Origin of the sequence: Streptomyces spinoverrucosus (assembly GCF_006539505.1) — a bacterium.
GTDB lineage: Bacteria > Actinomycetota > Actinomycetes > Streptomycetales > Streptomycetaceae > Streptomyces > Streptomyces spinoverrucosus.
Map to the genome: position 1 here is coordinate 24,651 of NZ_BJND01000016.1, position 23,339 is coordinate 47,989.

Sequence of the window (23,339 nt, forward strand, 5' to 3'; positions counted from 1 at the left end):
GCAAGGAGAAACGTCATCATGCAGTGGGGTTCCCACCGCGGTCGCCGCATCATCCTCTCCGACGGCCTCGACGAGACCGACGTGGACGAGTGTGCTGCCCTCATGAACGCCGAAAAAGTGCGGGAAACGGTCGCATCCGTGGAAATCGGCCTGTCGCGCGAAGTGACCTGGCGAGTCGTCAACGACTACTACCTGCACTATGGCAAGGAACATCCTTTCGGTATCGGCTTTGTCTTCGCCTCCGGTCCGGAGGAGTCGCAAGTGGCCGAACTGACCGAGATGTTGTCCGATTACTTCGAGCCGCCGAGCGACGAAGAGATTCTCGCTGCCGTGGACAGCAGCCATGTTGTCAACAGTGGAGATCTCGTGGATGCCAAAAGGAGGGCTCTGGTCCGTCTCGGCGTCGGGGCCCCGAGCGACGCGGAACCCCGCTTTCTGGAGAAGATTGCCGAGGCCATGCACTCCGAAGACGAGCGCGTACGTGAGGGTGGGCTGTGGGCGGCAGCGCATGCGCTGTGGCCTCAACTGCTTCCGGACATCGAATCAATGAGCCAGGGCGAGGTGAATCCCGTTCTTCGGGACCAGGCGAGCGCTCTTGCCGGGTACATGCGACAGGAAGGGATCACTCCATGACCCGCTACGCCGACATCCCCAAACCCATTCGCTCCGGCATCGTCGTCGTCAACCCCGACACCGGCACGCCGCAGCGCATCATTGTGCTGCAGTTCAATCCGGACACCCTGGAGCGGAGCGTGGCGCCGCAGTCTGCCGGGGACAGTGGTGACGCCGGAGGGGGCGGGGCCGGGAGTGGGGATCGGAACGAGGCCCTTCGGCTGAAGGGGCCCGCGCAGGAGACCTGGAAGTTCACCGCCGAGATCGACGCCACCGACCAGTTCGAGATCGCCGCGCCCGACGGGATTCATCCGCAGCTGGCGACGCTGGAGATGCTCGTGCAGCCGACCACAGCGCAGCTGCGCGCCGCGAGTCGGCTGGCGCAGAAGGGGACCATCGAGATCAGCCCGATCGAGATGCCGTTGACGCTGTTCACCTGGGGGAGCAAGCGGGTCATGCCCGTGCGGCTGACCGAGCTGTCCATCAACGAGTCCGCCTTCGACGTGAACCTCAACCCCATCCGGGCCTCGCTCAGCATCGGCATGAAGATCCTCACGGTCAGCGACCTGCCCGCCGGACACCGCGGCGCCGACCTGTACATGGCGCACCTCGCGCAGAAGGAACAGCTCGCCGCCGCCGCGCGCGGCGGCAGTGCCGGCCTCCTCGGCCTCAACGGCACCGGCGTACTGAGTGGAAGGGGCTGAACCCAGCATGGCCGGCATCGAGCCTTACGAGAACGCCCTCGACTCCGTACCGGGCGCCCACCCCTACCCCCGTACCAGCCGGTTCCACGATGCCGAGATCGGCATCCACCGGCAGGCCGACGGGACCGAAGTGCGCTACACCAAGCGGCGGTTGCTCCCTCCGCTTCCTCCGCTCGACGACGACCAGGAGACGCGGCAGCACACCGTCGCCGCCGGCGACCGGCCCGACCTCCTCGCCCAGCGGTACTTCGGCGACCCCGGCCAGTGGTGGCAGATCGCCGACGCCAACCCCGTACTCGATCCACGGGAGTTGACGGACGAGGCCGGACGGGTCGTCGACATCCCGCTCTCCGGGGGCTTCCCGCGGGGGGACCGGCGTGTTTGACATGCCCGTGGGGCAGGGCCCCGTCCACGTCACGCTCCAGATGGGGCCGCAGCTCGTCCGGCCCGTCCCGGCCGAGGTCACCGAGGCCATGCTGTCCGCCCAGATCACCGCCACGGCGGGGGAGCGCAGCGGTTTCCAGCTCGCCTTCGACATGACCAAGAACGGGATCATCAGCCGACGGCTGCTGCCCGAGGGCTTCTTCGATCCGAAGACCCGCCTCGTCGTCACCGTCACCGTCAAGGGCACCACCGAGGTGCTCTTCGACGGACTGGTCGTACGGCAGGAGGTCGGCGCCAGCAACCAGCCCGGGCACTCCACCCTCACCGTCACCGGCGAGGACCTCACCCTGCTGATGGACCTGGAGGAGCGCACCGCCCGCTACCCCAACCTCCCGCCCTCCGAGCGGGTCCTGGCCATCCTGCGCCGGTACTCCGACTACGGCATCCGGCCCGACGTCTACACGGAGAAGGTGGCCCAGCCGCCGCACCAGAACCTCCGTGTGCACTACCAGACCGGGACCGACCTGCAGTACGTCACCGAGCTCGCCCGCGCCAACGGGTACACCTTCTACCTCGAACCCGGCCCCGCCCCCGGCCAGTCGTCCGCCCGTTGGGGCCCCGAGGTCCGGCTCGGCATCCGCCAGCACGCCCTCAACGTCAACATGGACGCCAACTCCACCGTCGACCAGCTGACGTTCGCCTACGACGGCACCGCCCGCGAGGAACCGCAGGCCCGCTGGCAGGACCCGGACACCAGGCTGTCCACCCTCCTGCCGCAGCCGCCGATCAGCCCGCTGCGCCCGCCCCTCGGCAAACGCCCCACCCCGGCCCTGAAACGCCGCACCCTGTCAGGCACGGCCAAGCAGCAACGCGGGCAGGCCGAGGCCGAGTTGCTCGCCCGGGCCGCGATCTCCGCCGACGTCGTCTCCGGCTCCGGCTCGCTCGACGTCAACCGGCACGGCTACATCCTGCAGCCCCGCCAGCTCGTCGGCGTACGCGGCGCGGGACGGGCGTACGACGGCGACTACTTCGTGAAGTCCGTGACGCACAACCTGCGGCCGGGCTCCTTCCAGCAGAACTTCACGCTCTCCCGCGAAGGCCTCGAAGCCCGCAGCGACTACGTCCGGCCCTAACACCCACCAGGAGCACCCCAGCATGGCGGCACCCAGCAATCGCTACCTCGGCAAGTACCGCGGCCGGGTCGTGGACAACGACGACCCGCTGCACATCGGCCGTATCACCGTCGAGGTCCCGGACGTCCTCGGCGACGAGCCGTCGACCTGGGCGCTGCCCTGCCTGCCGTTCACCGGGCCCGAGTCGGGGCAGTTCGTCGTACCGCCGCCCGGTACGGGGGTGTGGGTGGAGTTCGAGCAGGGCGATCCGAGCTTCCCGGTGTGGACCGGGTGCTGGTGGGGCGCCGCCGAGGAGCTGCCGCCCGACGCCCGCCGGGAGTTGCTGGCGAACGCGCCGCACAAGCCGGTCGTCGTCCAGACGCGGCTCGGCCACAAGCTCGTCATGAACGACACGCCCGGCGCGGAGGAGGGGATCCTGCTCCAGGCCAAGGGCGGCGCGTACATCCGAATCACCGAGGGAGCCGTGGTCATCGCGACCGGCGCGGGCGCCGAGGTCGTGCTGCGCGGACGTGAAGTGACCATTAACGAGGGCCAGTTGACCGTGCTCTCGAAGCGTTAGCACAAGACGGGGGAGATTCGAAGTGTCCGGGACATCCGGGGGGCTGCTCGGCGCCGCCGCCGTGATCAGCTGCCCGCACGGCGGCCGAGCCGCCGCCGCAACCACATCTGACGGAGCCGTGTTCATCGACGGGGTGCCGGTGGCCACGGCCGCGCACAGCTATGTCGTCACCGGCTGCCCGCACACCGTCGACGGGGTGCCCACGCCCTGTGTCTCGGTCCGCTGGACCGCCTCCGACACCGGCGTCACCGTCGACGGCGCGGCCGTACTGCTCGACACCTCCACGGCCCAGTGCTTCACGGCGGCCTTCGTCCCACAGGGACCGCCCGTCATCCAGGCCGTGCAGCGAAAGGTCACCGTCCGATGAGCCACCCGATGAGCCGCGCGATGAGCCACCCCACGAGCCGCCCGTTGAGCCACCCCACGAGCCCTCGCCCGAGCAGCCCGTCGCGCAGCCCCAGGGGAGGCCCCCGATGACCACCCCCAACAGCCCGATCACCAGCCCCAGCCCTCGATCCCTGGCGAGCCGCCCGATGAGCCCCCGCACACACCCCCGCACCGACATAGCCTTCCCCTTCCGCCCCGACCGTCGCGGACGTACCGCCCACGCCACCCCCGACGAGCACGTCCACGACCTGATCGAGCAGCTCCTTTTCACCAGCCCCGGCGAACGCGTCATGCGCCCCGACTTCGGCTGCGGCCTGCTCGACCTGGTCTTCGCCCCCAACAGCCCGGAGCTGATCAACACCCTGGAGCTCTCCGTCCAGGCCTCCCTCCAGCGCTGGCTCGGTGACCTCATCGACGTGGAGGCCCTCGACGTGATCAGCGAGGACCACGTGGTCCGCGTCCACCTCGCCTACGTCGTCCGCGCCACCGGCGCCCGACGCGAGGACGTGTTCGAAGGGAGGGCCGCCGCATGACGAGCACGACCACGTCCCGACGCTCCAAGGTCCGCGCCGCCCAGCTCAACGGCATCGACGCCGTCGAGGTCAGCGACGACGGGCTGCTGCTCACGGTCACCTTCCTCGGCAAGGCCCCGCACGGCCTCACACCCGAGAACATCCGCATCGACGGCGGCCGCCGCATCACCGGCATCACCGCCGTCGACGTCAGCGTCGAACGCGAGGACGACCCGGAGCTCGACGACCGCCTCTACGTCACCCTCGACCAGGCCGGCGACACCTCCCGCTACCGCCTCTCCCTGGTCGAGACCGACCCCTACGGCCGCCCCGGCACCGAACCCTTCCGCGGCTTCGACCAGCGCTACCACAGCGCGACCTTCGCCTTCCGGCCCGACTGCCCGACCCCGTTCGACTGCACGGAAGGCCACGCCGAGCAGCCGGACTTCCCCGAGACACCGGTCGTCGACTACACCGCCCGCGACTACGACACCATCCGCAAGCTCCTGCTGGACCGGCTCGCCCTCACCACCCCCGACTGGCGCGAACGCAACCCCGCCGACCTCGGCACGACACTCGTCGAGCTGCTCGCGTACACCGGCGACCGGATCAGCTACCAGCAGGACGCGGTGGCGACGGAGGCGTACCTGGACACGGCCCGCCGCCGGGTCTCCGTACGCCGACATGTCCGGCTCATCGACTACGCGATGCACGACGGCTGCACCGCCCGGGCCTACGTCACCGTAGAGACCGCCGGTGACCACACGCTCGCCCCCGGCACCTACCGTTTCGCCTCCGTCGACGTCCGCGCCCTCGACCCGCACGACCGCCCCGAGCCGGGCACCGTCATCGGGGACGGCGACCTCGCCGACCTCGACGAGCGCGGCTCGGTCGAGGTGTTCGAACCGGTCGTCGCCGCCGACCCCTTGGAGCTGCGGGTCGCGCACAACGCGATCCGGCTGTGGACGTGGGGCGGCGAGGTGTGCGCCCTGCCGAAGGGCGCCACGTCGGCCACCTTGCGCGACGACTGGGTGGACCCCGAGACCTGCCGGGACCGCCGGCTCGACCTGCGGCCGGGCGACCTGCTCGTCCTGGAGGAGGTGAAGGGCCCGCGCACCGGCACCCCCGGCGACGCCGACCCCAGCCACCGCCAGGCGGTCCGGCTCACCTCCGTCACCCCGGCCGTCGACCGCATCGAGGACCAGCCGGTCCTGGAGGTGACGTGGGCCGCGGCGGACGCCCTGCGCCGCCCGTTCTGCCTGAGCACCCGGGGCGGCCGCGACTGCCTGCCGGTCGAGGACGTCACCCTCGCCCGCGGCAACGTCGTCCTCGTCGACCACGGTCGCACCCTGCCCGCCCCGGAGACGGTCACCGTGCCGCCCGAGCCCGCCGTCGTCGCCCCCTGCGACCCGCCCGCGTTCGGCTGCGCAGACCGCACCGAGGGCAACGCGCCCGCCCGGCTCATCAACGCCCTGACGGACAAGGCGGAGTCGGGCGACGCCCTCGCCGCCGCCGACGTACGCGAACTCTTCGAGGTCGTCGGACTCGCCGCCACCACCCGCGCCGGTCTCGGCCTGGAAAGCGCCGGCCAGCGGCACGAGCGGGTGGTGCCCGGGACGGCGTACGCCCAGGCCGCGGCGCTGCGGACGCTGCTCGCGCAGACCGTCTACCCCGGGATCCGGCCCCGCTTCCGGCCGGTCCTCGGCCGGGCGCCCGTCGCCCAGGCGGTGCCGTTCCCCGACGCCCGGACCGTGGCGGCCGGGCAGGCCGAGCGGATCGCGGCGATCCCGGGACGGGTACGGCAGCGGCTCGTCGAGCTGTGGCGCAGCGCCCGCGACCGCGACGGACTCGGCGACCAGGAGATCTCCGAACTTGCCGTCATCTACGGCCTGAAGGTCCTGGAGCGCCTCGAACTCCGCCTCCACCCGGTCCGCGCCCTGCGCGAACTGCTCCACCGCAGCGACCAGTTGCTCGACGGCAAGCTCCGCCGTGTCGAGGTGCTCGCCGCCCGCGCCCGCGCGGGCACCGTCCTCGACGGGCACATCGCGTGGGAGATCGCGCACAGCTGGGGCCCGGCGTACGCCGCCGGACTGCACCCCGACGAGCCCGTGCTGCGCGGCCCGGCGACCGAGGCCCTCACCCAGGACCCGCGCCGCGCCCTGCCCGCCGTACGCGTCGAATCCCACGACGACACCTGGGAGCCCCGGCGCGACCTGCTCGCCAGCAGCCCCCGCGACCGCCACTTCGTGGGCGAACTGGAGGACGACGGCCGCCTGGCCCTGCGCTTCGGCGACGGCCGGCACGGCGCCCGCCCCACCCCCGGCGACCGCCTGCGGATCCACTACCGCCTCGGCGGCGGCAGCGCGGGCAACGTCGGCGCGGAGGCCATCAACCACCTCGTCGTCACCGACGACTGCGAGGCCCCGCCCGCCGCCGTGGTCCGCAACCCGCTGCCCGCCACCGGCGGCACCGAACCCGAACCCGTCGAGCAGGTCCGCCAGCTGGCCCCGCTCGACCTGCGCCGCACCCGCCTGCGCGCGGTGACCGCCGACGACTACGCCGACCTCGCCGCAGCCCTGCCGGGAGTGCAGCGCGCGGCCGCCGAGCTGCGCTGGACCGGCAGCCTCCAGGAGGCGCACGTCGCGATCGACGCGTACGGCGACGCCACCCCGTCGGCCGAGCTGCTGGCGTCGGTGGCGCAGGCCCTGGAGCCGTACCGGCGCATCGGCCACGACCTCGTCGTCGGCCCCGCCAGGCTGGTGCCGCTCGACATCGAACTGACCGTGTGCGCCGCGCCCGGCCACCAGCACGGGCAGATCCTCGCCGAGCTGTACCGGGTGCTCGGCGCCGGCCGCGGCGGCTTCTTCCACCCCGACGCGCTCACCTTCGGCGAACCGGTCCGGCTGAGCCGGCTGGTCGCCGTCGCCGCGGCCGTCCCGGGCGTGGAGAGCGTGCACGTCACACGGCTGCGGCGGCTGTTCGAGCAGGACCGAGGAGAGAGGGAGGACGGCGTGCTGCGGCTCGGCCCGCTGGAAATCGCCACCTGCGACAACGACCCCGACCGGCCGGAGAACGGCCGGCTGGCCATCACGTTGGGAGGTGCCCTGTGAGCGAGCACTGCTCCTGCGGCGGCGCGTGCGGCGGCCACGACGAGCGCCTGGCCCCCGCCGCGCCGCACAACCCGCCGGGCCGCACCGCGCTCGACTACCGCGTCGGCGAGTACGGCTCCTTCCTGGCCGCCCTCCTCGACCGGCTCGCCTCGCCCGCGTACCCGGCGCTGCACGGCCTCACCGTGCGCACCCCGGACGACCCGGCGATCGGCCTGCTCGACGCCACCGCCGTCCTCGGCGACCTGCTCACCTTCCACTCCGAGCGGATCGCCGACGAGGCCTACATCCGCACCGCCAACGAGCACCGCTCCCTGGCCCTGCTCGGCCGCCTGGTCGGCCACCGGCCGCGCCCCGGCGTCGCCGCCGCCACCCACCTGGCGTACACCCTCGAACGCGACCCGCGCGCCGAGACGCTGCCGGTCGTCATCCCGCGCGGCGCCCGCAGCCACAGCGTGCCGGCCTCCGCCACCGAGGAGTCCCTGACCTTCGAGACCAGCCGCGACCTGACGGCCCGCTGGGACTGGAACGAGCTGAAGGTACGACGCCGGCGCCCCGCCCTCGTCACCCCCGAGGACCTGGAACGCCGCTCGGAGCTGTTCGTCCAGGGCACCGCCAACTCCCTCCAGACCGGCGACCAGCTGCTGTTCGTCTTCGGTGAGAAGGCGGGCGGCAAACGCAAGCTGCTGCCGGTGGCGAAGGCACGCGTCGACCGCGAGGACGACATCACGGCGATCTCCCTGCCGAAGTCGGCCCCGCCGACGCTGAAGGAACTCGTCGACGAGGTACGGCGCTGGACCGCCGCGCCCGCCGGCCCGGGGGAGCCCGGCGACGAGCCGCCCACCCCCGAGGTGCCGGGCCCGCGCCCGGTCAGCCGTCTGATCGAGGACATCGAGGACCAGGTCCTTGCCCCGCTGCGGGCCGACCTGGACACCGTCAAGACCCCCGAACGGCTCGCGGCCCGCCTGGCCGAGCCGATCGAGCGGCTGGGCGAGGCCCAGGTGCTGGCGACGCCGTACGAGGACGTGGCGGCGTGGTTCGAGCAGCTGCACGCGATGCTCGCGGAACTCGCCGAGCGGGCACTGGAGTTGGCCCCGGTCCAGCCGGACGAGCCCACCGAGGCACGCACGAAAGCCACCGGCCCACAGACCGGCCCGCAGACCGGTCCACAGGCAGACCCGCAGACCGGCCCACAGACCGACCCGCGCGCCGCCGCCTTCCAGACCCTCGCCTCCGTCCTCCCCGCCCTGCGCCCCACCACCCGACGGACCACGGGCCACACCCCTCGCCCCGCCACCGACCCCGCCCGCCTCCTCACCGCCCTCGACCCCGGCCTCGGCACCCTCTACCCGGCCTGGCGCACGGCCGCCGCCCCGGGCACCCCGCAGCTCCTGCGCGAGCTGCTCGCCCTGCGTGTCACCGCGGCCCCCTTCGGCGCCACGGCCCCGCTGAAGCCGGTCCAGGACGACCGCGGCCGGGTCATCCGCACCGCCGACTGGCCGCTCACCGGCGCCGTGCTGACCAGCATGCGAGTTGTCTACGACCCGGCGGGCAAGGTGCCCGTCCGGGCGGAGTTCCAGTACGTCGAGGGCAGCAGCTCAGACCAGCGCGCCGAGAACCTCCCTGTGCCGCAGCCGGTCAACTTCGCGCTGGGCACGGGCCAGGTCGAGCTGTCCACCCGCAGCGGCCAGGACCGCGACCTCAACTGGCTCAACCGGCGCCCCACCGACTCCCAGGAACCCGGCGTCACCGCCCGCCTCCACTCCGGCCTGCCCGAGCGCACCCTGTTCGTGTCCCGGCCGGACGAGAACGGCCTGGTCCACATCGGCGTGCACAACGGCACCTCCGAGCAGATCGCCCTGCGCCCGAACACGGCGGAACAGTTCACGCACGGCGAGTACGAGGTCAGCGTCCGCTACACGGTGGGCACCACCGAGCCCAACGTCGAGGTGGTCATCGCCAGCAAGCCCGAGCCCGTCAACCGCCGGGTGCTCCAGCTGGACACCGTGCACAACGGCATCACCGTCGGCAGCTGGGTGGCGATCCAGCGCCCCGCGAAGGGGGCCGCGGTGCCGGGTGACGCCAATCTCGACTTCGTCACCACACAGGTCGTGGCGGCGCGTACGGCGGCGTACACCAACTACGGCATCACCGGCCGCGGCACCGAACTCACCCTCGCCGACCCCTGGCTGGACGAGTTCGACGTGCTGCTCTCGCACATCCGCGACACCACCGTGCACGCGGCGGGTGAGACGCTGCGCCTGGCCGACGAACCGCTCGGCGAGGACGTGCACGGCAACGAGATCGAGCTGGCCGAGCTGTACGAGGGGCTGCGCCCCGGCCGCACCCTGATGGTCACCGGCGAGCGCGGCGACCTCCCCGGCGTCACCGCCACCGAGGTCGCCGTGATCGCCGCCGCCGACCCGGCCGTCGACCCGCAGCTCCCCGGAGACCACGTCCACACCCGGCTGACCCTGACCGCGGATCTCGCCCATCGCTACCGGCGCGACTCCGTCCGGATCCTCGGCAATGTCGTCGAGGCCACCCACGGCGAGAGCCGCGAGGAGGCCATCGGCAGTGGCGACTCCGACCGCGTCAACCAGACGTTCGCGCTGTGGCAGACCCCGCTCACCTGGCTCGCCGCCACCAACCCGCTCGGCGCGAAGCCCGTCCTGGAGATCCGGGTCGACGGCGTGCTCTGGCACGAGGTCGACAGCCTCGCCGGACGCGGCCCGCGCGAGCGCGTCTACATCACCGGCAGCACCGCCGACGGCCGGACCACGGTGACCTTCGGCGACGGCGTGAACGGCGCCCGGCTGCCCACCGGCCACGAGAACGTCCGCGCCCGCTACCGCTTCGGCACCGGCCGCGCCGCCAACGTGGCCGCCGACCGCATCACCCAGGCCCTCACCCGCCCGCTCGGCGTCTCCGCCGTCACCAACCCGCGCCCGGCGACGGGCGGTTCGGACGCGGATGGGCCGGGCCTGACCCGCCGTACCGTCCCGCTCGCCGTCTCCGCCCTGGACCGCCTGGTCTCGGCCGGCGACTACGAGGACTTCGCCCGCTCCCGCGCCGGGATCGGCCGGGCGGCGGCCCGCGAACTCTTCGACGGGCGGCGGCGCGTCCTGCACGTCACGGTCGCGGGCACGGACGACGTGCCCATCGCCGACGACTCCGACACCCTGCGCGCCCTGCGCGGCGCCCTGACGGAGTATGGCGACCCGAACCTCCCGGTCCGCGTGGACGTCCGCGAGCTGGTCCTGCTGCTGCTGTCCGCCAAGGTCAAGCTGGCACCCGACCACGCCTGGGAGGTCGTCGAGCCCCGCCTGCGCCAGGCCCTGCTGCGCCGACTGGGCTTCGAGGGACGGGAGCTGGGCCAACCCGCCCGTCTCTCGGAGGTGCTCGCCACCGCCCACAGCGTGCCCGGCGTCGACTACATCGACGTCGACGTCTTCACCGGAGTCCCCGCCTCGGCGACCCCGGAACAGCTGGCCGCCCGCCCCGGCACGCCGCAGCCCCAGGTCCCGGCGCACCCGGCGACGTACGACGAGAAGATCCACACCGTCCGGGCCGACGACGGCGAGACGCTCACCTCGGTCTGCGTCCGCCACGGCATCCCGCTCGCCGAACTGCTGCGCCTCAACCCGGACATCACCGACACCCGGCGCCTGCCCAAGGGCCGTTCGGTGTATGTCTTCCGCGGCATCCGCCCGGCCCAGCTCGCCCTGCTGTCGCCGCGTGCCGCGGACACCCTGATTCTGACGGAGGTCAAGTGATGTCCCGGGACGTCCCGTTCGACAGCTCCCGCGATCCGGACGCGCTCGCCGCGCTGCTGCCCCGCTGGCACCGGCTGCGCGACGCCGAGGAGGGCGAGCCGCTGCGCGCGCTGCTCGCCGTCGTCACCGAGCAGCTCGACCGCGTCCGCGACGGCGTGGCGCAGGGCTATGAGGACCTGTTCGTGGAGACGGCGGCGCCCTGGGTGCTGCCGTACCTCGGCGACCTGGTCGGCTACCGCACCCTGCCCGGTTACGAACGCGTCCTGACCACCGGCCTGCACGACGGCGGCCGCTCCGCCCTCGCCGAGGCGGTCGCCCCACGCGCCGACGTGGCCGCGACCGTCGCCAACCGCCGCCGCAAGGGCACGCTCCACCTGCTGGAGGAACTGTCCGAGCGGGTCGCCGACTGGCCGGCGCGCGCCGTCGAGCTGTCCCGGCTGGTGGCGCACACACAGCCGGTCAAGCTGTACGGCGGCACAGGGGCCCACCGCGCCGAACGCGGCCGTCTCGCCGACCTCCGCGACGGTGCCGCCCTCGACCTCGCGGGCGGCCCGTTCGGCGCCACGGCCCGCACGGTCGACGTCCGCCGCGCCGACTCCGGGCGGCGGCAGGGCGGTTGGACCCCGGCCGGGGTCGCCCTGTTCGTCTGGCGGCTGAAGGCGCACGCGCTGACGTCGTCCCCGGCGTACTGCATCGACCGCGCCCGCAACCTCTACACCTTCTCGATCCTCGGCAACGACACCCCGCTGGTCACCAAGCCGTTCCCGGAGCCGTCGCCCACGCACATCGCGACCATCGACAACGTCCCGGCGTTCATCCGCCGCCGTCAGCTCCACGACCGGCTGCTGGACTACTACGGCCCCGGCAAAAGCTTCGTCATCCGGCGCGACGGCGAGGACCAGCCCGTCCCGCCGTCCGACATCGTGGTCGCCGACCTGTCCGACTGGCGCTACCGGCCCAAGCGGGGCCAGGTGGCCGTCGACCCGGAGCTGGGCCGCATCGCGTTCGGTTCGCGCACCGCGCCCCGGCAGGGCGTCTGGGTGGACTACCACTACGCGTTCGCCGCGGACATGGGCGGCGGTGAGTACGCCCGGGACGACCGCGTGCCCCGCCCCGACGCGACGTTCTACCGGGTCGGGCCGGGACAGCCGTACCGCCAGATCATGGACGCCTACCGGGCCTGGCAGCACGACCGGCGGGCGGACCGCACCGGCCCCGAGGGCATCATCGAGATCACCCACAGCGGCGCCTACCAGGAGCAGCTCGACTTCGACCTCGACCCGGGCGACCGCCTCGAACTCCGGGCCGCCGAAGGCACCCGCCCGGTCGTCCGCCTGCTCGACTGGTACAGCAACCGCCCGGACGCCCTCAACATCCGCGCGGTGTCCGAGGACTGCGCCCCGCACGAACGCCCGCGCGTCGTCCTCGACGGCCTCCTCGTCGCCGGACGCGGCATCAACGTCACCGGACCGATGGGCGCGGTCGTCGTGCGGCACTCCACCCTCGTACCCGGCTGGTCCCTGGAACCCGAGTGCGACCCGCACTCGCCCGAGGAGCCCAGCATCGTCCTGGACCGCACCACCGCCTGCCTCCAAGTCGAGCACAGCATCCTCGGCACCATCGAGGTCATCGGCGACGAGGTCACCGAGGAGCCCCTCGACATCCACCTGCGCGACAGCGTCCTCGACGCCACCGCCGACGACCGCGAGGCCCTGTCCGCCCCGGACTGCCGCCACGCCCACGCGGTGCTCCATCTGCACCGCACCACCGTCATCGGCGAGATCCATACGCACGCCGTCCGGATCGCGGAGAACTCGATCTTCACGGGGCGACTGCACGTGGCCCGCCGCGGCATCGGCTGTCTGCGTTTCTCGTACGTCCCCACCGGGTCGCGTACGCCGCGCAGATACCGCTGCCAGCCGGACCTGTCCGGCGGGGTGCGGCCGCTGTTCGTCTCCCAGCGCTACGGGACGCCCTGGTACGGCCTGCTCGCCGACGGCTGCCCCGAGGAGGTCCGGCGCGGCGCGGACGACGGCGCCGAGATGGGCGCCTTCCACGACCTGTACCGGCCGCAGCGCGAGGACGGCCTGCGCGCCCGCCTCGCGGAGTACACGCCGGCGGGCACGGACGCCGGGATCTTCTTCGTGACGTGAGGCGAGAGACATGAGTGATGTGAGAAGCGACGTGAGACCGACCGCCGACTTGAACCGCACCATCCTGAACCAGGGGGACCCCTTCCATGCACGCTGACCTCTCCCGCCTCACGTTCCGCCCGGAACGGCACTACTCCGCGGTCGTCGCCCAGCAGGGCCGCGTCCAGCTCGACGCCGACACCAACGAGCAGACGGCGATCCAGCTCCACCAGGCCCGCACCCTCGCCGCCGACCTGATCGGCCGGCACGGCGGGCCGCGTGACGCGGCCGGTTTCCGGATCGAGTACGTCGGCGGCAAGCACGACCTGGACACCCTGCACATCCACGGCGGCCGCTACTACGTCGACGGCATCCTGTGCGACGCGGACCGCCCGGTGCCCGGCGTCCCGGTCCTCGACGAGGACGATGAGCAGGCCCCGGAAGCGCCCGGTCACTGGACGTACTGGGATCAGCCCGACGGTTTCCGCGACCCGGAGAAGCCCGGCGACCGCCTGCCCTCGCCCGCGCAGTCGCCGTTCGTGGTCTACCTGCACGTCTGGGAGCGCTCGGTCACCGCCGCCGAGGACCCGGCGCTGCGCGAGGTCGCCCTCGGCGCGGCGATGCCCGACACCGCCGCCCGCGTCAAGGTCGTCTGGCAGGTGCTGCCACTGTCGCTGGCCGCGCTGGAGATCGAGGAGACCGACCCGTCCAAGGAGGTCGTCCGCGCCGCCTTCGACCGCTGGGCGCAGCGCCAGTCGGCCCCCTCGGCCCGCCTCGCGGCCCGCAGCGAACGCCCCGACCACGCCGACGAGGACCCCTGCCTGGTCAAGCCGGACGCCCGCTACCGGGGCCCGGAGAACCAGCTCTACCGCGTCGAGATCCACGCCGGCGGCGAGGCGAAGGACGCCACCTTCAAGTGGTCCCGCGAGAACGGCTCGGTGGTCTTCCCGGTCGACGAACTCGACGGCATGTGGGTGCGGTTGGCGACCCTCGGGCACGACGAGAAGCTGGACCTCGACGTCGGCGACCACGTCGAGTTCACGGACACGGCCTACGCCTCCCGTCTCGAACCCCTGCCGCTGCTGCGGGTCGAGGAACTGGACCTCCCCGGCCGCCGCGTCCGCCTCTCCGCAGAACCGGCGCCGGGAGTCGGCCGACTCCCGCACCTCCACCCCTTCCTGCGCCGCTGGGACCACCACGAGGGCCCGAAGCGCAAGGGCCGTACGACCGCCCTGCGCGGCGGCGCCGTCCCGGTCACGGAGGGGGAGTGGCTGCCCCTGGAGGACGGCGTCGAGGTCCACTTCGCCAAGGGCGGCAGCTACCGCACCGGCGACCACTGGATCATCCCCGCCCGTACCGCCACCGGCAGCGTCGAGTGGCCCACCGACCCGGCCCGCCGCCCCCTGCTCCAGGCGCCCGCCGGTATCGCCCGCCACTACGCCCCGCTGGCCCTGGTCAAGGGCGAGTACGGGGCCGTCGACCTGCGCCTCGCCTTCGGCCCGCTGGCCAGCAGCATGCCCGCCGCCGACGAGGCGACGCTGGCGGCCGAGGACCGGGCGCGCCGCGAGGAGCAGGCGGCCGAGAACCGGTCGCAGACGACCGCCGAGGCGGAGGCAGCCGTGGAAGGAGACAACTGATGGCCAAGCCACTGAGCGCGTCCAAGATGGTGGAGATCCTCCGCGCGGAGGGCGTGACGGTCCACGAGGTACGCAACTGGCGCACCCACAACCGCAACAGCAAGGGCCCCTGGGGTCCGGTCAACGGCGTGATGATCCACCACACCGTCACCTCCGGTACCGCCAACTCGGTCGACATCTGTTACGACGGCTACTCCAGCCTCCCCGGCCCGCTCTGCCACGGCGTCATCGACAAGAAGGGCCATGTCCACCTCGTCGGCAACGGCCGCGCCAACCACGCGGGTCTCGGCGACAGCGACGTCCTGCGCGCGGTGATCAACGAGACGAAGCTGCCGCCGGACAACGAGGCCGACACCGACGGCAACCGGCACTTCTACGGCTTCGAGTGCGTCAACCTCGGCAACGGCAAGGACCCGTGGCCGGAGGCGCAGAAGGAGGCCATCGAGAAGGTGGCGGCCGCGATATGCCGCCACCACGGCTGGTCGGAACGCTCGGTCATCGGCCACAAGGAGTGGCAGCCGGGCAAGGTGGACCCGCGCGGCTTCACGATGGACAGCATGCGCAAGCGGATAGCCGCCCGGCTCGGCGGCAAGCCCCAGCCGCCCGCCCCGAAGCCGCCCCAGCCCCAGCCCAAGCCGAAGTACGAGCCCTTCCCCGGCAGCGGCTTCTTCCACGTCGGCCAAAGGTCCCCGATCATCACCGCGATGGGCCGCCGTCTGGTCGCCGAGGGCTGCAGCCGCTACGAGGAGGGCCCCGGCCCCGAGTGGACCGAGGCCGACCGCCGCTCCTACCAGGCCTGGCAGCAGAAGCTGGGCTTCAAGGGCAAGGACGCGGACGGCATCCCGGGCAAGTACAGCTGGGACAAGCTGAAGGTGCCCAACTCCTGAGGTGCCGACGGCTCCGCGCCCGTGCTTGGGGCGCGGAGCCCACGGGAGATCAGCGGCGCCGCAGCGCCGGGTCGAGCAGCGCGGGCGGAGTGTCGTGCTTCTCGTGCGCGGCCAGGTCGACGCCGGGGGCGACGATCGCGTCGATCGCGTCGAGGACATCGGCGGAGAGCACCGTGTCCGCGGCGGCGAGCTGCGCGTGCAGATGGTCCAGGGTGCGGGGGCCGACGAGCGCGCTGGTCACGGCTGGGTGCGCGGTGACGAAACCGAGCGCGAGCTGGATCAGCGTCAGGCCGGCCTCGTCGGCGACCTTGGCCAGCCGCTCGACCGCGTCGAGCCGGGCCCGGTTGGCGGGCAGGGCGGTGTCGAAGCGTTCCGGCATGAACGCCGAGCGGTGGGTGGTGATCTCCCGGCCCTCGCGGATCGCGCCCGACAGCCAGCCTGAGGCCAGCGGGCTCCACACCAGCACACCCATGCCGTACTCCTGCGTCACGGGCAGCACATGGGCCTCGATGCCGCGCTGCAGGATCGAGTAGCTGGGCTGCTCGGTGACGTAACGGCTCAGGTGATGCTCGCGGGCGGCCCACTGCGCCTGGACGATGCGGTGGGCGGGGAAGGTCGAGGAGCCGAAGTAGCGGATCTTTCCCGCGCGTTGCAGGTCGGTCAGCGCCGACAGCGTCTCCTCGTCGCTGGTGCGCGGGTCCCACCGGTGGATCTGGTAGAGGTCGACGTGGTCGACGCCGAGGCGGCGCAGGCTGTTGTCGAGCGCGGTGACCAGCCAGCGGCGCGATGCACCCTGGTGGTTGCGCTCCTCACCCATCGGCATGCTCGCCTTCGTGGCCAGCACGAGGTCGTCGCGGCGGCCGGCGATGGCCTTGCCGACCATCTCCTCCGACGCGCCGTCGCTGTACATGTCGGCGGTGTCGATGACATTGATCCCGCCTTCGAGCGCGGCGTCGACGAGGGCGGTGGCCTCGTCCTGCGTGGTGCGCCCGATCCTGCCGAAGTTCATGGCGCCGAGCGCGAGGGTGCTGACCTGCACGCCGGTGCGGCCCAAGGTGCGGTACTGCATGACAGTTCCTCCGTGGCATGATGAGCGAAACGGAACCCTGTTCCGGTGATGGTGACAGCGACGATACGGAACACTGTTCCGCTTTGCAAGGCTCGATGGCGGAGGGAGCTGCGCGGTGAACGCCAGTGACGACAGCGCGGGGCGCACGGCCCCGCCCAAGCGGAAGGACGCCCGGCGCAACAAGGAGGCCCTGCTCGACGCGGCCGCCGCGGTCTTCGTCACGTCGGGCGTGGACGCGCCGGTCCGCGACATCGCGGCCAAGGCGGGTGTCGGGCTGGGCACGATCTACCGCCACTTCCCGACGCGCGCGGATCTGATCATCGCCGTCTACCGGCACCAGGTCGACGCCTGCGCCGAGGCCGGACCGGCCCTGCTGGCGAGCAGCGCGACCCCGCACGCCGCACTGGCGCAGTGGATCGACCTCTTCGTCGACTTCCTGGTCACCAAGCACGGCCTCGCCGCGGTGCTCCAGTCGGACAACCCGGGCTGCGACGCGCTGCACACCTACTTCATCGACCGCCTCGTGCCCGTGTGCACCCATCTGCTCGAAGCGGCGACGGAGGCCGACGAGATCCGCACCGACCTCACGGCCTACGAGCTCATGCGCGGCGTCGGGAACCTCTGCATCGGCGCGGACAGCGACCCCCGCTACGACGCACGCCGACTGGTCCAGCTCCTCATCGCAGGACTACGCCCACCGCACTGACGAAGCCCTCTCAGGCCCCGCTCGGCGGAAAAGACGGCCGCACCGGAATCCGCAGCTCCTGCTCGGGCAACGGCGGCAGCCCCGGCTCCTCCAGCCACGCCCGGAACAACGCGTCCAGCGGCTCGGTCGCGTACCGGGCCGCATGCGCCGTGAAGGCCGCCGTGGTCACCGCACCACCCCGATGCAGCGCCGCCCATCCCCGCAGCATCCGGAAGAAGGCCTCCTCGCCCAGCGCACACCGCACGGCGTGCACCACGAGCCCACCCCGCTGGTACAGCCGGTCGTCGAACATCAGCTTGCGCCCGGGATCGGCCAGTTTCAGATCCTGCGGCTGCCCCGACAACAGCCGATGCGCGGCCGCCGCATGCTGCTGCGCGGTCGGCCCACCGGACCGCTCCGACCACAGCCACTCGGCGTACTTCGCGAACCCCTCGTTCAGCCAGATGTGCCGCCAGTCCGCGATGGACACACTGTTCCCGAACCACTGATGCGCCAGCTCGTGCGCGATCAGCCGCTCCCAACCCCGCGCCCCGTCGACATGGTTGGCGCCGAAGAGCGACAGCCCCTGCGCCTCGACCGGCACATCTAGCTCCTCCTCCGTCACCACGACGGCGTACTCCTCGAACGGATACAGCCCGAACAGCTCCTGGAACAGCTCCATCATCGCCGGCTGCCGAGCGAAGTCCCGCGAGAACTCCGGCAGCAGATGCGCCGGAATATGCCCGTGCTGCGGCACCCCGTCGGGCCCCGGGTCGCCCAGCAGCACGGTCTGGTACTTCCCGATGGCCAGCCCCACCAGATAACTCGACGTCGGCGCCGACTGCTCGTACACCCAGGTGGTCGTCGAGGCCTTCGTCGTCCGCGTCAGCAGCCGCCCACCGGCGACCACCGCGTACGCGGACGGAGTGGTGATCGAGATCTGGTACGACGCCTTGTCGGCCGGCCGGTCGTTGCACGGGTACCACGAGGGTGCCCCGACCGGCTGACTCGCCACCAGCGCCCCGTCGACCAGCTCCTCCCAGCCGAGCCCGCCCCAGGGGCTGTTCACCGGCTTGGGATTGCCCGACCAGTGCACCTCGACCGTGAACGCGGCCCCGGCCCGCACCGCCTTGCCGGGCCGCACCCGCAGCCGGCCACCGCGATGCGTGTAGTGCGCCTGCCGCCCGTCCACCCGTACCCGCCCGACCTTGAAGTCGGCGAGATTGAGCTGGAACTCGGCGAGCGCCGCCCGTCCCGCGATGGCGTTGATCCGGGCCGTGCCCGCCAGCCGGTTCGGCCCCGGCCGGTAGTCCAGCGCGAGTTCGTAGCGGTGCACCCGGTACCGGTGATCACCGTTGGCCGGAAAGTACGGGTCCGGACCCGCTGCCTGCTGAACCGCCACTGCCGCGTCTGCTCCCTGCGCCATGCTCGTACCACCGCTCGTCCACCGGGGAGCCGCGCCTACCGGCGCCATGCCTCGATCGGGTTGCCCAGCCACCGGGTGTCGTCGGGGACGGACTCCGCCGCCATCACGAGCGACGCCGGACCCAGTGTGCTGCGGGCCCCGACGGTGCTGCCGGGCAGGACGATTCCGCCAGGACCGAGCGTCGCGCCCTCACGGAGAACCACAGTATCCGTCCGCAAGATCCGGTCGTGGAAGAGGTGGGTCTGCAGGACACAGCCCCGGTTCACGGTGGCCGCGTCATCGAGCGTCACCAGGTCCGCCTCCGGCAGCCAGTAGCTCTCCACCCACGTGCCCCGGCCGATCCGCGCCCCGAGCCCGCGCAGCCACGCGGTCATCACCGGCGTACCCGGCACCGCGCCCGCCAGCCACGGCACGGCCAGCACCTCGACGAAGGTGTCCGCCAGTTCGTTGCGCCACACGAAGCCGCTCCACAGCGGATGCTCCCCGCTGCGGTGCCGCCCCACCAGCACCCACTTGGCCACGACGGACCCGACACCCGCGAGCACACCCACCGTGAGCAGCACGAACCCGCCCAGCAGCCAGGCCCACCCGCCCAGCGCACACAGCACCGCCACCGTCACCAGGGCCAGCCCCGCCGAGCAGAACACCGGCACGATCCGGCACAGCTCCACCAGCCCCCGCGCCCACAGCAACCGGGCCGGCGGGTCGTACGTCCGGCTCTGATCGCCGTCGGCCGCGCTGCGCGGCAGCTTCACCGGCGGCAGCCCCAGATACGAGCTGCCCTTCTTCGCCTTCTTCGGCGTGGCCGACAGCACCCCGACGAGCCCACCGTCCGGCACGCTCCGCCCCGGCGCGGTCATCCCGGAGTTGCCGAGGAACGCCCGCCGCCCGATCTCGGCGCGCCCGATCCGCATCCACCCGCCACCGAGTTCGTACGGCGCGGTCAGCGTGTCGTCGGCCAGGAACGCGCCCTCACCGACCGTCGTCAGGCTGGGCAGCGCGAGCACGGTCGACACCTCGGCGCCGCGCCCGATCCGCATCCCGAGCAGCCGGAGCCACACCGGCGTGGCCAGCCCGGCGTACAGCGGAAACAGCGTTTCCCGGGCCCGGTCCATCAGCTGTGTGACGGTCCACGCCTGCCACCCGACCCTGCTGTGCGTCGGATACGTCCCCTCCCGCAGCCCCACACTCAGCAGCCGCACCCCGACCAGGATCAGCAGCGCGTACGCCGCCCCGAAGGCGAGCGTCCCCGGCACCAGCGCCAGCGCGGCACCCCGAAGGGCCTCCGCGAGCCCGTCGCCCGGGCCCACGAACAGGCGCGCCACCGCCAGCGCGGCCCCGGCACCCACCACCGGCAGCGCCGACAGCGCGAGCCCGGAAGCCCCGTACAGCACCCGCCAGAACAGCCCCCGCTCCGGCCGCTCCTTCGGCCAGTTCCGCTTGGCCTTGCCGAGCTTGACCGCGGGCGCCCCGGCCCACCGCTGCCCGGTGGGAATCTGCCCGGCGACGGCCGACCCCGGCGCCACCTCGGCCCGCTTGCCGACCCGCGCTCCCGGGAAGAGCATGCTGCGCGTACCGACCACGGCATGCGCACCGACCTTCACCGGCCCGATCTCCAGCCGGTCCCCGTCCAGCCAGTACCCGGACAGATCGACCTCGGACTCCACGGCCGCGCCCCGCCCCAGCTTGAGCATGCCGGTGACCGGCGGCAGCGAGTGCAGATCGACGTCCTGCCCCACCTTGGCGCCCAGCGCCCGCGCGTACCGCAGCAGCCAGGCCCCGGTCAGCGAGGTCGCCCCGCTCGCCTCGGCCAGCCGCTCCGCCGCCCACAGCCGCAGATGCACACTCCCACCGCGCGGATACCGCCCCGCCCGCACGCCCCGCAGCAACAGCCGCGCCCCACCTGCGGCGAGGGCGAGCCGCCCCGGCGGACTGAACAACAGCACGGCCCCGGCCCCGACGGCCCACCAGGGCGCGGTCGGCAGCCAGGCGTATCCGCTCAGCAGATTCCCGAGGGTGGCCAAGACGACCGTCCACCGCAGCCCGACCAGGGTGAAAAGCGGCACAAGGGCCAGGAGTTGAATCACCTGGGCACGCCGGGGCACGGGGGCGACCGTCCGCCGTGAGCCGTCGTCCTGCGCCGACTCCTCCAGCCGTCGCGCCAACTTCCGCAGCGTGGGCTGCTGGTAGATGTCCAGCACGGCCGCACTCGGATAGCGGGTCCGCAGCCGCGTGGTCAGCTGAGCGGCGGCGAGACTGCTCCCGCCGATCGCGAAGAAGTCGTCGGAGGCCGCCGTGACCGGAATCCCGAGCACCTCGGTCCACTGCTCGGCCAGCCAGGCCTCGGTGCCGTAGAGCTGCTCGGCCCTACCCCCGGTCTCCAGCCCCTCCAGCGGCCAGGGCAGGGCATTGCGGTCGACCTTGCCGGACGTACGGGTCGGCAGTTCGTCGACCGGCGCGAGCAGCGGCACCAGCGCCGCGGGCAGCTCGGCCCGCAGCCGCTCCACCGCCGCCCCCGCGTCCCAGCCCTCCTGGGTGACGACATACCCGACGAGCAGCTGATTGCCGCTCCGCGCGGTCCGTACGGCGGCAGCGGCACCCGCGACGCCGGGCAGCGCCTGCAACGCGGCGTCCACCTCACCCAGCTCGATCCGCCGCCCACCGAGCTTGATCTGCTCATCGGCCCGCCCGAGAAAGACCAGCCCCTCGGGTTCGGCCCGCACCAGATCACCGCTCCGGTACGCCCGTTCCCACCCCAGCGACTCCAAAGGCGCGTACTTCTCCGCGTCCTTCTCGGCATCGAGGTATCGGGCGAGCCCGACCCCGCCGATCACCAACTGCCCACTGCCGCCCATCGGCACGGGCTCCCCGGCCTCGTCGACGACGGCCAGTTCCCAGCCGCGAAGCGGCAGCCCGATCCTGATGGGCTCCTCGCCGGTCATCAGTGCGGCACAGGCCACGACGGTCGCCTCGGTCGGCCCGTATGTGTTCCAGACCTCGCGTCCCTCGGTCACCAGCCGCTGCGCCAGCTCGGGCGGACAGGCCTCACCGCCGAAGATCAGCAGCCGTACGTCATTGAGGGTCTCCGGTTCCCACAGCGCGGCCAGCGTCGGCACGGTCGACACGACCGTGATCTCCTGCTCGACCAGCCAGGGCCCCAGATCGGCCCCGCTCCTGACCTGTGCGCGCGGCACCGGCACCAGACAGGCCCCGTACCGCCAGGCCAGCCACATCTCCTCGCAGGACGCGTCGAACGCGACCGACAGCCCCGCCATGACCCGGTCGCCGGGCCCGATCGGCTCCTCGGTCAGAAACAGCGCAGCCTCGGCGTCCACGAACGCGGCGGCACTGCGATGACTGACGGCGACACCCTTGGGCTTCCCGGTGGACCCGGACGTGAAGATGATCCAGGCGTCGTGCTCGCCCCCGGGCCGCGCGGCCGGAACCTCGGACCGCCCGTTGACGGTCAGCTCGTGCCCGGCCCCGATGACGGCCCGTACCCCCGCCTCCCCGAACACCAACTCGGCCCGCTCGTCCGGGTCCTCGGCATCCACGGGCACATAGGCGGCCCCGGCCGCGAGTACGGCGAGAATCGCGACGTACAGATCATTGGTCCCCGACGGAACGCGGACCCCCACCCGGTCCCCGAGCCCCACCCCGGCGGCGCCGAGCCGCGCCCGCAGCCGCTCCACCTCCACGGCGAGCGCCCGATACGTGAGCCGGACCGCCCCGTCGTCCAGGGCGAGTTCGTCCGGATGCGCCCGCACGGACGCCTCGAAGATGTCCACGAGCGTGCGCGGGGAGGCGGCCGGCCCCCCGGAGAAACGTGCCCTGTCACCGAACCGCTCACGGATCTCTTCGTCGAGCAGGCCGAGAGCACTGCTCTCGTGTATGGCTGCCATCGGGTCCTCGCGTCTCGATCCCGGAAGCTCCGGGGCGCTGGCGGGCCCGCAGGTCTGCCTGGGGTTGTCCGGCTCCAGCTCCGTAACAAGCCGGAAATTTTAGTACGACGGTAAGTTCGACGTCGCTCGGCGGCCATCCGGAAGACGCCGTTCGGGCCGTACCGCAGGGGGTGTTGAGGGCTGTGACCTCGGGATCTTCCCGGCGGGGGAGAGATGGCCCACACGGGGCTCGCAAGCCTTTCGGCAAAGCAAAAGACCCCTGGTGAACAGGGGTCTGAGCTGGTGTCCGAGGGGGGACTTGAACCCCCACGCCCGATAAAGGGCACTAGCACCTCAAGCTAGCGCGTCTGCCATTCCGCCACCCGGACAAGGTGTCTGTCGCGCTGGGTTTCCCCCGCGGCGACGACGTAAACATTACCAGGCTTTC

16 protein-coding genes and 1 tRNA gene are annotated in these 23,339 nt (G+C 72.5%); 13 read left to right on the forward strand and 4 right to left on the reverse strand.

Annotation, left to right across the window (positions count from 1 at the left end; translation table 11 throughout):
- Positions 1 to 18: 18 nt before the first annotated feature.
- From SSP24_RS10295 to SSP24_RS10350, 12 genes are all read left to right on the forward strand, one after another.
- Complete coding sequence (locus SSP24_RS10295; RefSeq protein WP_141309201.1) at positions 19 to 633, forward strand: hypothetical protein; 615 nt, start codon at positions 19 to 21, stop codon at positions 631 to 633.
- Complete coding sequence (locus tag SSP24_RS10300; RefSeq protein WP_141309202.1) at positions 630 to 1,316, forward strand: hypothetical protein; 687 nt, start codon at positions 630 to 632, stop codon at positions 1,314 to 1,316. The genes SSP24_RS10295 and SSP24_RS10300 overlap by 4 nt, the downstream gene beginning before the upstream one ends.
- A gap of 7 nt (positions 1,317 to 1,323) precedes the next feature.
- Positions 1,324 to 1,701 carry a LysM peptidoglycan-binding domain-containing protein gene (locus tag SSP24_RS10305; protein ID WP_141309203.1) on the forward strand — a complete coding sequence of 126 codons (378 nt, stop codon included), beginning with the start codon at positions 1,324 to 1,326 and terminating at the stop codon, positions 1,699 to 1,701.
- Positions 1,694 to 2,833: a hypothetical protein gene (locus SSP24_RS10310; RefSeq protein ID WP_141309204.1), complete on the forward strand. Its 1,140-nt coding sequence runs from the start codon at positions 1,694 to 1,696 to the stop codon at positions 2,831 to 2,833. The genes SSP24_RS10305 and SSP24_RS10310 overlap by 8 nt, the downstream gene beginning before the upstream one ends.
- Positions 2,834 to 2,855: 22 nt before the next feature.
- Entirely contained in the window at positions 2,856 to 3,392 is a 537-nt protein-coding gene (locus tag SSP24_RS10315; protein ID WP_141309205.1) for a phage baseplate assembly protein V, read from the forward strand.
- A gap of 22 nt (positions 3,393 to 3,414) precedes the next feature.
- Entirely contained in the window at positions 3,415 to 3,759 is a 345-nt protein-coding gene (locus SSP24_RS10320) for a hypothetical protein (protein ID WP_141309206.1), read from the forward strand.
- Positions 3,760 to 3,925: 166 nt separating this feature from the next.
- Entirely contained in the window at positions 3,926 to 4,312 is a 387-nt protein-coding gene (locus SSP24_RS10325) for a GPW/gp25 family protein (RefSeq protein WP_141309442.1), read from the forward strand.
- The gene (locus SSP24_RS10330; protein WP_141309207.1) at positions 4,309 to 7,401 is read left to right on the forward strand and encodes a putative baseplate assembly protein; all 3,093 of its coding nucleotides are present in this window, start codon (positions 4,309 to 4,311) and stop codon (positions 7,399 to 7,401) included. The genes SSP24_RS10325 and SSP24_RS10330 overlap by 4 nt, the downstream gene beginning before the upstream one ends.
- Complete coding sequence (locus SSP24_RS10335) at positions 7,398 to 11,174, forward strand: putative baseplate assembly protein (protein WP_141309208.1); 3,777 nt, start codon at positions 7,398 to 7,400, stop codon at positions 11,172 to 11,174. Before SSP24_RS10330 ends, SSP24_RS10335 begins: the two co-directional genes overlap by 4 nt.
- Positions 11,174 to 13,327, forward strand: a complete 2,154-nt coding sequence (locus SSP24_RS10340) for a hypothetical protein (RefSeq protein WP_141309209.1) — start codon at positions 11,174 to 11,176, stop codon at positions 13,325 to 13,327. The genes SSP24_RS10335 and SSP24_RS10340 overlap by 1 nt, the downstream gene beginning before the upstream one ends.
- Before the next feature lie 86 nt (positions 13,328 to 13,413).
- On the forward strand, positions 13,414 to 14,943 hold the full coding sequence (locus SSP24_RS10345) for a DUF6519 domain-containing protein (RefSeq protein WP_141309210.1): 1,530 nt from the start codon (positions 13,414 to 13,416) through the stop codon (positions 14,941 to 14,943).
- Positions 14,943 to 15,830 (forward strand): peptidoglycan-binding protein, encoded by an 888-nt coding sequence (locus SSP24_RS10350; protein WP_141309211.1) that lies wholly within the window; start codon positions 14,943 to 14,945, stop codon positions 15,828 to 15,830. Before SSP24_RS10345 ends, SSP24_RS10350 begins: the two co-directional genes overlap by 1 nt.
- Before the next feature lie 49 nt (positions 15,831 to 15,879).
- Here SSP24_RS10350 and SSP24_RS10355 read toward each other — a convergent pair whose 3' ends face one another.
- Complete coding sequence (locus SSP24_RS10355; protein ID WP_141309212.1) at positions 15,880 to 16,899, reverse strand: aldo/keto reductase; 1,020 nt, start codon at positions 16,897 to 16,899, stop codon at positions 15,880 to 15,882.
- Positions 16,900 to 17,014: 115 nt separating this feature from the next.
- Between SSP24_RS10355 and SSP24_RS10360 the strand changes: the two genes are divergently transcribed.
- The gene (locus SSP24_RS10360) at positions 17,015 to 17,605 is read left to right on the forward strand and encodes a TetR/AcrR family transcriptional regulator (RefSeq protein WP_141309213.1); all 591 of its coding nucleotides are present in this window, start codon (positions 17,015 to 17,017) and stop codon (positions 17,603 to 17,605) included.
- Positions 17,606 to 17,615: 10 nt separating this feature from the next.
- On the opposite strand, the gene SSP24_RS10365 is transcribed toward SSP24_RS10360, so the two are convergent.
- From SSP24_RS10365 to SSP24_RS10375, 3 genes are all read right to left on the reverse strand, one after another.
- Positions 17,616 to 18,986 (reverse strand): M1 family metallopeptidase, encoded by a 1,371-nt coding sequence (locus SSP24_RS10365; protein WP_141309443.1) that lies wholly within the window; start codon positions 18,984 to 18,986, stop codon positions 17,616 to 17,618.
- 59 nt (positions 18,987 to 19,045) lie between these two features.
- Positions 19,046 to 22,912, reverse strand: coding sequence for a Pls/PosA family non-ribosomal peptide synthetase (locus SSP24_RS10370; RefSeq protein ID WP_141309214.1), 3,867 nt, complete (start codon positions 22,910 to 22,912; stop codon positions 19,046 to 19,048).
- A gap of 280 nt (positions 22,913 to 23,192) precedes the next feature.
- Positions 23,193 to 23,280, reverse strand: a tRNA-Leu gene (locus tag SSP24_RS10375).
- Between the last annotated feature and the right edge of the window lie 59 nt (positions 23,281 to 23,339).